The 11,958-nt window shown below is 72.0% G+C and carries 11 protein-coding genes; 4 read left to right on the plus strand and 7 right to left on the minus strand.

Features of this window, described 5'->3' with window-relative positions:
* Positions 1-23: 23 nt before the first annotated feature.
* Genes LC193_RS00630 through LC193_RS00645 form a run of 4 tightly spaced genes read right to left on the minus strand, consistent with a single transcriptional unit; the run spans position 24 to position 4,460 of the window.
* A complete protein-coding gene (locus LC193_RS00630) occupies positions 24-1,037 on the minus strand; it encodes a UbiA prenyltransferase family protein (protein WP_226070224.1) in 1,014 nt (337 codons plus the stop codon).
* A 14-nt stretch (positions 1,038-1,051) separates the two neighbouring features.
* Positions 1,052-2,095, minus strand: coding sequence for an NAD-dependent epimerase/dehydratase family protein (locus LC193_RS00635; RefSeq protein WP_226070225.1), 1,044 nt, complete (start codon positions 2,093-2,095; stop codon positions 1,052-1,054).
* The gene (locus tag LC193_RS00640) at positions 2,089-3,516 is read right to left on the minus strand and encodes an aspartate aminotransferase family protein (RefSeq protein ID WP_226070227.1); all 1,428 of its coding nucleotides are present in this window, start codon (positions 3,514-3,516) and stop codon (positions 2,089-2,091) included. The genes LC193_RS00635 and LC193_RS00640 overlap by 7 nt, the downstream gene beginning before the upstream one ends.
* Positions 3,513-4,460 (minus strand): lysylphosphatidylglycerol synthase domain-containing protein, encoded by a 948-nt coding sequence (locus tag LC193_RS00645; RefSeq protein WP_226070230.1) that lies wholly within the window; start codon positions 4,458-4,460, stop codon positions 3,513-3,515. The genes LC193_RS00640 and LC193_RS00645 overlap by 4 nt, the downstream gene beginning before the upstream one ends.
* Positions 4,461-4,971: 511 nt before the next feature.
* On the opposite strand from LC193_RS00645, the gene LC193_RS00650 reads away from it, so the two are divergent.
* On the plus strand, positions 4,972-6,018 hold the full coding sequence (locus LC193_RS00650; RefSeq protein WP_226070232.1) for a sensor histidine kinase: 1,047 nt from the start codon (positions 4,972-4,974) through the stop codon (positions 6,016-6,018).
* Positions 6,015-6,734: a response regulator gene (locus tag LC193_RS00655; protein WP_226070234.1), complete on the plus strand. Its 720-nt coding sequence runs from the start codon at positions 6,015-6,017 to the stop codon at positions 6,732-6,734. The genes LC193_RS00650 and LC193_RS00655 overlap by 4 nt, the downstream gene beginning before the upstream one ends.
* A 61-nt stretch (positions 6,735-6,795) precedes the next feature.
* Here LC193_RS00655 and LC193_RS00660 read toward each other — a convergent pair whose 3' ends face one another.
* Positions 6,796-7,590, minus strand: a complete 795-nt coding sequence (locus LC193_RS00660; RefSeq protein WP_226070236.1) for a class I SAM-dependent methyltransferase — start codon at positions 7,588-7,590, stop codon at positions 6,796-6,798.
* Between the two features lie 81 nt (positions 7,591-7,671).
* Complete coding sequence (locus LC193_RS00665; RefSeq protein WP_226070238.1) at positions 7,672-8,496, minus strand: class I SAM-dependent DNA methyltransferase; 825 nt, start codon at positions 8,494-8,496, stop codon at positions 7,672-7,674.
* A gap of 364 nt (positions 8,497-8,860) precedes the next feature.
* Between LC193_RS00665 and LC193_RS00670 the strand changes: the two genes are divergently transcribed.
* Complete coding sequence (locus LC193_RS00670) at positions 8,861-9,892, plus strand: acetylserotonin O-methyltransferase (RefSeq protein WP_226070240.1); 1,032 nt, start codon at positions 8,861-8,863, stop codon at positions 9,890-9,892.
* A gap of 116 nt (positions 9,893-10,008) precedes the next feature.
* Positions 10,009-10,815 (plus strand): class I SAM-dependent methyltransferase, encoded by an 807-nt coding sequence (locus LC193_RS00675; protein WP_226070242.1) that lies wholly within the window; start codon positions 10,009-10,011, stop codon positions 10,813-10,815.
* Between the two features lie 6 nt (positions 10,816-10,821).
* Here the strand turns inward: LC193_RS00675 and LC193_RS00680 are convergent, their stop codons facing one another.
* Positions 10,822-11,832, minus strand: a complete 1,011-nt coding sequence (locus LC193_RS00680) for a phosphotransferase enzyme family protein (RefSeq protein WP_226070244.1) — start codon at positions 11,830-11,832, stop codon at positions 10,822-10,824.
* Positions 11,833-11,958 lie beyond the last annotated feature (126 nt).

Genomic DNA, 11,958 nt, shown 5'->3' on the forward strand with positions numbered 1-11,958 from the left:
GGGTTCCTCCAACGGGGGTCGTGCTAGCCGTGGTTGACGATGAGTGTCCCGCCGAGCAGGAGTGCCCAGAGCAGGGAGTTGACGAGCATGGCGCGGTCGCGCAGCAGGATGCGGGTGGGTTCGCCGCCACGGTCGCCGTGGACCTGGAGCAGTTGCAGGTACCTGGCCATGGCGAAGAGCGCGAGCGGCGCGGAGCCGTACACCGCGAGGTCGGCGGCGCGGGGGTCGGCCGCCTGCTGGAGATGGATGAGGAAGGCGGTCACGGTCACTCCGGCGCACAGCACGATCAGGTGGTCGAGGTACGGCACGGAGTAGCCGCGCAGCGCGGGGCGGTGGGAGACGCCGCCGGCCTGCATCTCGTGTCTGCGCTTGCCCAGGACGAAGATCAGGCACAGCGAGAACACCGAGACCAGCAGCCAGCTGCGGATCTCGGTGCCGGCGGCGAGGTGGCCCTGGACGACGCGGAGGGCGAATCCGGCGGCCACGAGGAAGACGTCGAGCAGGGGGACGTGCTTCAGGCCGCGGCTGTAGGCGGCGTTGAGGGCGAGGTAGACGGCTATGGGCCACCAGGCGGTGACGGGGCCGAGAAGTGCCGCGCCGGCCAGCAGGAACGCGAGCGCGGTCCCGAACGCGACGGCGGTGGGCACACCGACGCGGCCGGAGGCGATCGGCCGTTCGCGCTTGGTGGGGTGCGCGCGGTCGCGGTCGCGGTCGTAGAGGTCGTTCCAGACGTACACGAGGGAGGAGGCGAGGGTGAACAGGAGGATGGCCCAGCCGACGCGCGCCAGCAGCCCCGCCGGGGCCGTCTCGGCGTCCAGCAGCGCCAGGGGCACCACCAGCAGGTTCTTCGGCAACTGGCCCGGCCTCACCAGGGCGAGCAGGTCGCGCGGCAGGCCGGTGCGCCGGGGCCCGGCGGGCGCGGCGGTCCGCGGGCCCGCCGCGGTCCGGCCCGGCGTCCCGATCCGCGCGGGTTCCACGAGTGGTGCGGGTTCCACGAGTGGTGCGGTGTCGAGGGGCCGGTCGGCACTCGTCGTCACAGTGGTCTCCTCGCTCAGAAGAAGGCTTTGGCCAGGCCAAGGGCGCCCTGCTTCCAGGGCTCCCTGCTGGTCCGCCCCGTGGACCCCGGCGCCCGGGTGGTGGCCCGGTGCTCGCGCCACCACCGGTAGGTGGCGAGGATGGCGTCCTCGTTGGAGTGGCGGGGCGACCAGCCGAGCACCTCGCGCACCTTGTCGATGCTGACGTAGGAATCGGCGCGCAGCTTGTGGATCAGCCGCCCGTAGACCGGTGAGAGGCGCAGCCGGCTCAGCACGTCCAGGGTCCGGACGGCGGGGGCCGCGGGGATGGACACCACCCGTTTCCCGTGCCCCGCGGCGTCGAGGACGGCCTGGAAGTCCTCCCGGATCGTGCCGAACTCGGCCGCCGCCAGGTTGAAGGTGTCGTCGGCGGCCTCGGCCGGGGCGGCGAGCGTGACCGCGACCGCGTCGACCAGGTCGTCGACCGAGAACATCTGGATGCGCACGTCCCCCCGGCCCAGGACGGGGAAGTTGCGGCCCTCCTCGGCCCATTCGAAGAGCATCGCGAACAGGCCCATCCGGCCCGGCCCGACGAACGTCTTGGGGCGCAGGATCGGAACGCACAGGCCGCGGGCCCTGAACTCCTCGGCGACCTCCTCGGCGCCGGCCTTGGCCCTGCTGTACGCGTCGACCGGGCTGCGCGGGTAGTCCTCGGTGGTGGGCACGGTGTCCGGCAGGCCGTACACGGCCGTCGAGGAGATGTGCACCGCGCGTTCGACACCGGCCTCCCGCGCGGCCCGCAGGACGCTCCGGGTGCCGTCGACGATGATCGAGCGGATCTCGTCCTCGGGGTAGCTCGGCAGCGCCGCCGCGGTGTGCACCACGGCATCGGCGCCGGTCAGGGCGGCGCGCACGCGGTCCGTTTCCCGCACGTCCGCCGTCAGGTGCTCCACGCCGGGCAGGGCCTCGACGGGCGGGCGCAGATCGAGGCTCAGGACCCGGTTCCCCGCCGCCGCCAGCGACCTGACCAGGTTGCCGCCCAGCATCCCGCTGCCGCCCGTCACCAGCACGGTCCTCACCACAGCGACGACACCTTCTGCTTGATGAAACGCGTGACCAGGCGGGGCAGCCCGGCGGAGAGGGTGGCGTCGAGCCGTTCGAGGAACAGCTCGACCTCGGTCTCGCCGGCGACCAGCGGCGGGCCGACGACCAGGGGGTTCTGCCCGTTGAGTGTGTAGTAGGCGTAGGTGTCGTGGTCGTGGTAGAGCGCGTCGATGACGGCGCAGGTGACGACCTTGGTGCCGAACTGCGGGTCCTTGGCAAGGCCGCCGGGGGCGAGCTTCGCGACGAGGTCGAGGAGGGCGGTGCTGCCCAGGAAGCACCCCCACAGGGCACCGGATCCGCGCACGTCGGTCACGATGTCGGGGTGCTCCTTGGCGATGCGTTCGAGGCCGGGGCCCAGGAGTTTCCCGATGGCCCTGGCGCGGGCGGGGAAGTCCTCCTCGACGGCGATGTTGATCGCCTCGACGGCGGTGGCGCACTCCTCCCCGAAGCCGTAGTAGGTGGTGCTCGTGCTCTGGAGGAGCGCGTCCTGGAGGTTGTCGTACGCCTTCTTGAAGACCGGCCTGCGGGCGACGTACGCGGAGATGGAGGACTTGCCGCCCCCGAAGGACTTCGACGTCGTCACCACGTCCGGGACGAGGCCGGGGTGGCGCATGAAGTGGAACATCGTCCCGGTCTTCCCCCAGCCGCTGTAGATCTCGTCGAAGATGAGGATGATGTCCTCCCGGGTGCACAACTCCCGCAGGCCGCGCAGGAACTCCTCGGAGCACCACCTGATGGTCGAGGCGCTGAACGGCTCGATGAGCAGGGCGTAGACGTCGCACTTGCCCTTGGCGTCCCGGCTCGCCTCGACGGCGGCCCGGACGGATTCCAGGTCGTCGTAGGTGAAGCTGACCACGCCGGGGATGCCGGGGAAGGCGAAGTGGTTCTGCGAGCTGCCGGTGAGGCTGCCGGAGCCGAGGAGCTTGCCGTGGAAGCTGATGTCGCTGCGGAGGATGGTGTTCCGCCGGCCGCCGTGGTACTTGTACGCGAGCTTGACCGCGCCCTCGACGGCCTCGGCGCCCGAGTTGGGCAGGAAGGACATGTCGAGGTCGCCCGGGAGCACGGCGGCCAGGTTGTGCGACAGCGCGGCCAGGTACGGCGAGAAGTAGGTCTTGTGCACCTCCATCCGCCCGCGTTCGGCGAACCGCCTGCGCGCCTGGAGGATGCGCGGGTGGTTGTGGCCGTGGTTGAGGACGCCGACGCCTCCGGTGAAGTCGAGGATCTGCCGGCCGTCCCGCGTCCACACGTAGGCGCCCTCGGCCCGGTCGACCAGTTCCCTGCCGAAGCCGAACGACGTCATCAAGGACACCTGGCTCTTGTTGACGTACCGGCGGTACAGATCGTGCACGTGGTCGATGGACAGCGCTTCCGCGTCCTCGACGGTCATGAGTTCTGTCATGCGGGAGTCTCCTTTCGGATGGGAGCGGGAGCAGTGGCACGGTCGCGGAGGGCGACGGCGCCGAGTGCCGCGCCCGAGGTGGCGAGTTCCGCGACCAGGGTCAGGACCCGGCTGCCGAGGGCCGCGGCGACCGCGGCGTGCAGGGGCAGGACCGGCACGAGGGCGGGCACGAGCAGCAGTTCGCGCACGCCGACGCCGTCGGGCGCGAACACCGCGAGCGTGCCGGCGACGACGGCGAGGGAGTAGCCGCCGACCGCGGCCGGGAGCGCGGGCAGGGGCTCCGCGCCCAGCAGGACCGCGAGCACCCACACGTGCAGGCCGGACAGCACCCAGGCGGCGGTCTGGTAGACGACGGCGAGCCGCAGGTTGGCCGGCTGCCCGGGGGCCGGGGGCGGCTGCCGCCTGGCGACCCGGGCCGCGAGGCCCACGAGCGCGTGGATGAGCGTGGGGCGGGCGACCAGGGCGATCAGCAGGGCCAGGGGCAGGAGCAGCAGCCACGCGGCGCCGTCCGGCAGCAGGGTCGGCGCGACCAGCAGACCGACCGCGCCGCCCGTGAGCAGCACGATGACGAGGTTGACCAGGTACGTCCCCGCCAGCTGGGCCTTGGTCGCCCCGGCCCGCTCCCCCATCCTCATCTGCGCGATGAGGCCCCACACCCGTCCGGGGATGAACTTGCCCAGGAAGCCGACGAAGAACATCCGCACGCCGGTGCCCGCCGGTATCGGCACGGCGATCGTCGACAGGGTCAGCATCCAGGACCGGGTGCCGCACAGCAGCCCGGCCGCCGTGACCGCGGTCGCCCCCAGCAGCGCGGCGACCGAACCGCCGTGGAGGAGCCCGGCGAGCACGGACCAGTCCTGCCCCCGCAGGGCGGCCACGGCGCCGGCCACCACGGCCACCGCGAAGACCGCGGTCAGGGCGCGGCGCCACGCGGGGCTTCTCACGCCGCCCTCCCGGGGCGGCGGCCGGTGTGCGTGCGACGCGTGAGCAGGACCGGCGCCGCCGGTTGTTCCCAGGCCATGTGGTGTCCGTTTCGGCGAGCGGAGCGGATCGGACGGATGTGCGGCAGACGTGAGCACGCTACGGACACGGGGCGGCCGGGCGGCAGTAGCAGACCCCGATCCGCCGGGAGGCGTCGGCGAAAGTGCAAGGCGCGGGTACGACCAAGGGCGTACCAGGGGCGCGGCCCGCCGCGTACCGACGGGACGGAAGGTCGCAGGGCCGGGCCGCCGCCGGGCCGCCGGGGGCACCGGCCGCCGGCCGCCGTCCTGGCTGCCGGTTCCGAGGCGTTCACACAGCGGTGATATGAGAACACCTGGTGAAAGACCGGTGGAGGCCCTACTGTGACCGTGGGAATCCGCGGGGGCAGAGCACGCGTCCGCAGCCGGGAAAGGGCTGCCTCGTACTACGACTGGGAGCGCTCCCAGTCGACTCGGAGCTTTGAAGGAGACACCGTTGACCACCCGCACGGCACATGCCGCATCGCTCTCGGTCCGTTCCGGCGTCCATGAGGAGATCGTCGCCTCGGTGCGCCGTGCGCTGCGCCGGGACGGGGCTCTCCTCACCGACCGACCGGAGGACGTCACCGAACTGACCGTTCTCGCCTGCGCCGTCTTCGACGACGTCGCCGCCGCCCTCGACGCGCCGCTCGACGGGGTGCCGCGCGGCGGGGCCGAGTGGACCCGGTGCGGCATCGACTGGGGGGAGTCGTTACGGGCGGGGACGACCCTGTTCGAAGCGGTCCTGCCGATCGCGCTCCGCGAGCTGGCGCCACCGCCGCACGCGTCGGACCCCCACCGGATCAGCGTGCTGCTCCACCAGGCGATCCTGACGCGCGTCGTGCGCGGCTCGCAGGCCCGCGCCACGTTCCTCGACGACCGGGTGCTGTCCGCGCGCCGGGAGGAACGCCGGCGCATGGCGCGTGACTTGCACGACCGGGTCCTGCACGGGATCGGCCTGGCCATCCAGGGCCTCGACCTCCACCGCTACCACGCGCAGACCTCACCCGTGCTGGCCCGGACGAAGATCGATACGGCGATCGGCCTGCTCCGCCAGGTCGTCCACACGCTCCAGCAGTTCACCCTCGAACTGCGCCGGCCGGTGGCCGACGGCGGTCTGGAGCAGGCGCTGCGCTCCTACCTGGCGAGCCACGTCGAACCGCCGGTGCACGTCGTGATGCACACCAGGGGCGATCTCGCCTCGCTCCCCGCGCACGTCAGCGAGGAGGTCTACCTCATCCTCCGCGAGGCCGCCCGCAACGCGGTGCGCCACGCCGCTCCGTCCCGGCTTGAGGTCTCCGTCACCGTCGACGACCGGGCCCTGCGCGCCACGCTGACCGACGACGGACGCGGCTACCTCCCCGGCGCCTGCTCCCCCGCGGGCGGGCTGTCCGCCATGCGGGAACGCGCCCTGGGCCTGAACGGGCAGTTCTCCACCACCAGCGCGCCCGGCGCCGGCACCCGGGTCGACGTGCGCGTTCCGCTCGGGGAGCCCGCCCCGTGAGCACCGCCGTCGCACCGACCGTCCGCATCTGCCTGGCCGACGACCACACCCTGATGCGCGACGGCCTCAAGGAAGTCCTGTGCACAGCGCCGGGGTTCGCCGTCGTGGGAGAGGCGTCGACCAGTTCGGAGGCCGTGTCGCTCGCGGCCCGCCTGCGCCCCGATGTGCTGCTGCTCGACGTCGAGATGCCCGGGCCGCACGCCTCCGAGGCGATCCGGCAGATCGCCGACGTCGCGCCCGAGACGTGCGTCCTCGTCCTGACCATGCACGACGACCCCGACATGGTGCACGAGATGCTCCAGGCGGGCGCCGCCGGCTACCTGCTGAAGTCCATCCTCCGCGAGGAACTGATCGCCGTCGTCCGCTCCGTGACGAGCCGGCGCACCAGCAGCGTGGTGCTCGTGGTCTCCCGGCAGACGGCGGCCCAACTGCGCCGCCAGGCCCCGCGCCCGCAGAAGGCGCTGCTCACGGAACGCGAGTCGGCGCTCCTGCAATTGGTCGCCGAGGCCATGAGCAACGCGCAGATCGCCAAGCGCATGTTCATCACCGAGGCCACCGTCAAGCGGCACCTCACCAACATCTACGCCAAACTCAACGCCGTGTCCCGCGTGGACGCCCTGCGCAAGGCCGGCGCGGCCGGGCTCATCGGTCCCGGTCGCACCGGCCGCCCCGGGGACCGTGCCACCGTCCCGCGGAGCGACGCCAGGACGAACTGACGCGGGGTCCACCCGCCCGCCGCCCGCGCACCGGCTCCCGCGGCCACGGTCAGGTCGATCCTCACCTGACCATGACGTAGGTCTCGCACACGGTCTGCGAGCCGGTGGGCTGGCGGGTGAAGTTGTCGAAGACCTCGATGTCGCGGAAGCCGGCGCGGGCGCCGAGGCCGACGATCCGCTCCTGCGGCCACGCGTACAGCTGGTGCGTCTCGCTGCGCCGGACGTACACCTGGCTGTTCTCCTCGCGCAGGTACATCAGGCCGTGCCAGTTGTAGGTGCCTTCGATGGCGGTCCTGGTGATGCTCATGAGCAGGGTGAACGGCCCGTCCTCGATGACCCGGGCGGTCGGGGTCGTGTACGTGGCCAGCGACTCCGCGTGGTGCTTGGTGTACATGTCGAAGACGAAGGTGCCGCCGGGACGCAGCAGACGGTGCACGTTCTCGAACGTCCGCAGCAGCGTGACGTCGTTGGGCAGGTGGACGAGCGCTCCGGTGCTGACGACCGCGTCGAACTGCTCCTCAAGCTCGATGGCCGGCAGTTCCGACCTGACGAGCCGTGCGCGCTCCTGCCCGCGGATCTTCCGTTCGGCCTGCCGCAGTTGGGCCGCCGACCGGTCGAGTCCTGTGACGTCGTAGCCGCGCTGGAGCAGTTCCCGCAGCAGGAGGCCGCTGCCGCAGCAGAGGTCGAGGACCTTGTCGACCTGTCCGCCGCGCTCCTTCCAGATCTCCTGGACGAAGTCGGCGACCTGGCTCCGCGGCGCCAGTCGGAACTTGTCGACGCACCACACGTCGGCGGCGTCGTACCCCTCGGGCAGGTAGGAGTAGGGCAGGGAGGGTTCGTGGCCTTGCGCGAGCATGGATCGCTTCCTCTCGACATACGGCCGCGGCCGGTGGCCGCGGGCGTGGTGGACGGCCGTGCGGCGGGACGACGCCCGGGACTACGCGGACGGCCCGCCGGGCTTGACCGCCACGTAGGTCTCGTAGAGGGTCTCCGGGCTCCAGGGCCGCCGCTGGTAGTTGTCGAAGACCTCGACCTGCCGGAAGCCCGCCTGGACCGCCAGGTCGACGGCCCTGTCCCGGGGCCGGGTGTGCACGCGGTGGACCTCGCTGCTCCGGGTGTAGGTCTCCGTGGCGCCGTTGCGCGCGAACTGCACGAAGGTCATGTCGTAGGCGTCGGCGACCGCGGGCCGGTGGCAGGAGAGGAAGAACGTGAGACCCCTGCTCTCCACGTTGATGCCGCGCGGCGCGCCCTCCGTGTACTCGACGAACCGCCGCATGAGCGTCTCGCTGAACAGGTCGAAGACGAACGTGCCACCGGGGCGCAGCACACGGTGCGCGGCCTGGAACGACTGGAGCAGCACGGTGGAGTTGGGCAGGTAGGTGAACGCGCCTCCGGAGCACACGACGGCGTCGAACTGCTCCTCCAGCGGAATGGCCGGCAGTTCGGCCTCGACCAGCCGCGCGTGGGCCGAAGGACCGAGGTGCTGCTCGGCCAGCTTCAACGCGGTCGGGGACGCGTCGACGCCGGTGACGTCGTACCCGTACTCGACCAGCTCCCGCAGCAGCAGGCCGGTGCCGCAGCAGAGGTCGAGCACCTTGGCCACCGGCTCGCCCTGCTGCTCCCAGATCCGCCGCAGGAACTCCGCGACCTGCTCCCGCGGCGCCTCGTGCCAGTCGGTGAGAAACCACGAGGCGATGACATCGTAATTCCCGGCCATCGTGTCGCGGGGAGTGACGGATTCAGTGGCTGCCTGCGGCTCCATGATGCGCTTCCTTTCACGTGACTGCGGCCTGCCGAGGAATTACCGTGCGATGTGCGAGAGCCGATGAAAAAGGCGGTCTGCGAAAGAGCTGAGCGAAACAACCGAAGGGAAGCCGCGTCGGAGCGGACGGCTTCGCGGCCACGCACGGATGATGAACTTTCCGTCCCGGCCACCGCCCATGCGAGGTCCAGGAGTGGTCCACTCATGTGGGTGATAACCCCACGTCAGCGGGGCGCCTTACCGGAATGCCAAACCAGCCCGCGCGCGTAGTTCCGCAGCGCCCCCGCGCGGGTCGGCCGGCAATGGGAAATGCCGTGCCCGACCGATGGTTTGCACTTCCGCGGCCTGGCGCAGGCTAGCCCATGTGGAACACACCGGGCTTCTCGCCGCCCCGCCGGGGGCCGGCTTCGCCGACATCTCGCGCCTGGCCGATTCCTACTCCTGCGCCCAGGCGTTGCTGAGCGCTTTGGAACTCGACCTTTTCACCGTCCTGGACACCGGCCCCGCCTCTGAGAAGGAGATCCGCTCGGCGCTCGGCCTGCACGGTCGCGGACTGCGCCAGTGGCTCGACCTGCTCGTGCCCCTGGGCCTGCTGGAGCGGGACGGCGACCGGTACGGCAACACGCCTCAGGCGGCCCTGCACCTGGCCCGTTCCGGCCGGCAGTACCTGGGGGACTTCATCCTGAAGGCCATGGTCCCCTCACTCGGCAACCTCTCCACCGCCCTGCGCACGGGACAGTCGCAGGTTCCCGGAGGCGGCATGGCGGCCGTCGCCGACGATCCCGCACTGCTCAGATCCTCCATGGCCGCGATGGACATGCTGACGGGCGACATCGTGCCCTCGCTGCTCGCCGCCTACGAGGACTGGGACGACCACCGGACGCTGCTCGACCTCGGCGGCGGGCGCGGAAGCGTGGCCGCCGGCCTCGTGGCCGCCCGCCCTCACCTCGACGCCGTCGTTCTCGACCTGCCGTTCATGGCCCCCTTGTTCGAGGAGACCATGGCCGCGAGAGGGGCGGCCAAGGTGCCGGCCTTCCGCCCCGGCGACTTCTTCACCGATCCGCTTCCGAGGGCGGACATCGTCCTGCTGGGCAACGTCCTGCTCGACTGGGAGGCCGAACAGCGGCGGTCCCTCGTGCGCAGGGCGTACCTGAGCACCAACCCCGGCGGCGCCCTCATCGTGTACGACCACAGGCTCCGCGGCGCCGGCCCGGGCGGCCGGGAGACGCTGACGCTGAACCTGCTCACGCTGGCCATGTGCGGTGTGTCGGACTACACGCTCGACGAACTGCACGCGGACGCGAGGGCGGCGGGCTACGACGCCGTCGAGCACCGGTCCCCCGGCTCGCCGCCGCGCCCCGTCGTCGTCTGCCGCAGGTCCGCGCGGCCCGTGTGAGGGGCGGCCCCGGGCCGAGGAGACCGGCAGGCCCCCGAGGGCCGTCGGACCGGCACCTCGGCGCGGCGCCCCCATGACATCCCCGACCGCCGACTCGCACGAGAAAGGGCTGATCCATGAGCACACACACCTCGGACCCGGTCGCTCCCTACGCGCACACCTCTCAGCACCACGACGCGACCGAGGACTGGGTGCGCCGCGACTGGCAGGAGCCTTCCCAGCTACAGAAGGCGGATTTCATCGAGGAGATCTGGTCGGAGGGTGACGCGCCGGTGAACGAGGCGCTCGACCTCTGCTGCGGTACGGGCCTGACGCTCGTGGCCATGACACAGCGGGGGTACCGCGTCACGGGGCTCGACCGGTCCCCGGCCATGCTGGAGCAGGCCGCGCGGAAACTTGAGCCGGAGGACCGGGAGCGGCTCGTCCTGGCCACCCTGCCGGACATCCCGCTCCGCAAGGAGTTCGACGCCGCCTACTCCACGGGTGGAGCGTTGAACTACCTGCCCAACGACACGTCGCTGCTGCGGACTTTCGAGGCCGTGCACCGCGTGTTGCGCCCCGGCGGCACGTTCGTCTTCGACCTCTACACCGACGCGCTCCTGGCGCGTCAGGTCGAGCAGACGACGCCCGCCACGCGCGCCATCGAACTGGGCGAGGGTTGCACGTTTCTCTTCACCTGCCGCCGCTCGGCGACCAGCGGCTTCTACGACATGACGATGGTGCGGTATGTGCGCGACGACGCCACCGGAACGTACGCCAGGAGCAGCGAGGAGCACCGGTTGTTCACGCCCGATCAGGGGATGGTCCGCGGCCTGGTGGCCCAGGCCGGGTTCGGGGGGATCAAGGTCTTCGACAACTACACGCGCCAGCCGACCGGTTCGCAGACGCTCCACGAGACGTACACCATGGTCAAGCCCGGCTGAGCCCGCTCATCGGAGCGGACGGGCTCCCCGGCGCATGCGCCGGTCGATCTCGATGACCGCCGCACGGTAGGTGCGGGCCACCTCGCGCAGGGCGTCGCGCAGTCCCGCCAGGTCCTGCGGGGTCTCGGCGGCGCCGTCCAGCGCCCGGGTGACGCGCACGAGGAAGGTCGCGGCGTTCAGGCCGGTGAACAGCGGCAGGTGTGCGAGGTCCTCCTCGCCGAGCGGACGCACGTCGCGGTATCCGGCGAGGAAGGCGTCGTACCGCTCCCGGTGCCGGGGTTCGGGCCGGCCCGTGTCGTCGGTCAGCTCGCGCAGGGCGGAGACGATGTCGGCGCCGTACCAGGACACGCCGGCCTCGTCGAAGTCGTAGGCGACGGGGGTGTCTCCGCGCCAGGTCATGTTGTCCAGTTCGAAGTCGCCGTGGATGACGCCCAGGCGACCCGGGTCGCGCGGCAGGCCGTCCATGAGCGCGGCGAGCCCGGCCGCCGCCTCGATGAGCGCGGTGTCACCGGCGAAGAGCCTCGGGACCAGCCGGATCTCCCGGAAGCGGTCGGGCAGTCCGGTGCCGAGTCCCGCGGCATGGGCGTGCAGGCGGGCCAGCGCCCGGCCCCAATGCCGCGCCCTGGTCGGCGTGAGTGCCGAGACCTCGGTCCGCTCGCCTCGGGCCGCCTCGACCACCATGGCGTGCATGGCACCGAGAGCGGTGTCCACGGTCTCGGTCAGGGCGCCGGAGGCGGAGGGCACCGGCCGCACCACCGCCGCGCCCCTGTCGTGCAGCCGCGCCATCAGCCCGGCCACGGCGGCCACGGCGGCCGGGCCGCGACACGTGTCGGGTATGAAGCGCAGGTAGCGCTGGTCGTCGCCCGGCAGCACGAAGACATGGCAGGCGCTGGAGCGCAGCCACTTGGCGGTGCCGGGGGGACGCCCCCAGGCGGCGGCGACCTGGTCGGCGACGGGGCTCACCCACGCGTCGGTCACCGTGCGCTTCAGGCGGTCGATGTCGGTCAGGGGCATCATGGCGAGCCATGATCCGCCGGTGCCGCCCACGGCGGCAACCGTTTTCCCGCGCCGGCGCCCGCCACGCCGTCGCCCGCCGCGCCGTCGCGCGTCGCGCCGGGGCGCGCCCGGCCGCCCCTGGGGCGC

It is taken from the genome of Streptomyces marincola (assembly GCF_020410765.1).
GTDB classification, from domain to species: Bacteria; Actinomycetota; Actinomycetes; order Streptomycetales; family Streptomycetaceae; genus Streptomyces; species Streptomyces marincola.

Excerpts from the sequence above, each read along its gene's own strand:
- LC193_RS00665 (WP_226070238.1), bottom strand. The coding sequence starts at position 8,496 with ATGGAGCCGCAGGCAGCCACTGAATCCGTCACTCCCCGCGACACGATG.
- LC193_RS00675 (WP_226070242.1), top strand. The coding sequence starts at position 10,009 with ATGAGCACACACACCTCGGACCCGGTCGCTCCCTACGCGCACACCTCT.
- LC193_RS00680 (WP_226070244.1), bottom strand. The coding sequence starts at position 11,832 with ATGATGCCCCTGACCGACATCGACCGCCTGAAGCGCACGGTGACCGAC.
- LC193_RS00640 (WP_226070227.1), bottom strand. The coding sequence starts at position 3,516 with ATGACAGAACTCATGACCGTCGAGGACGCGGAAGCGCTGTCCATCGAC.
- LC193_RS00660 (WP_226070236.1), bottom strand. The coding sequence starts at position 7,590 with ATGCTCGCGCAAGGCCACGAACCCTCCCTGCCCTACTCCTACCTGCCC.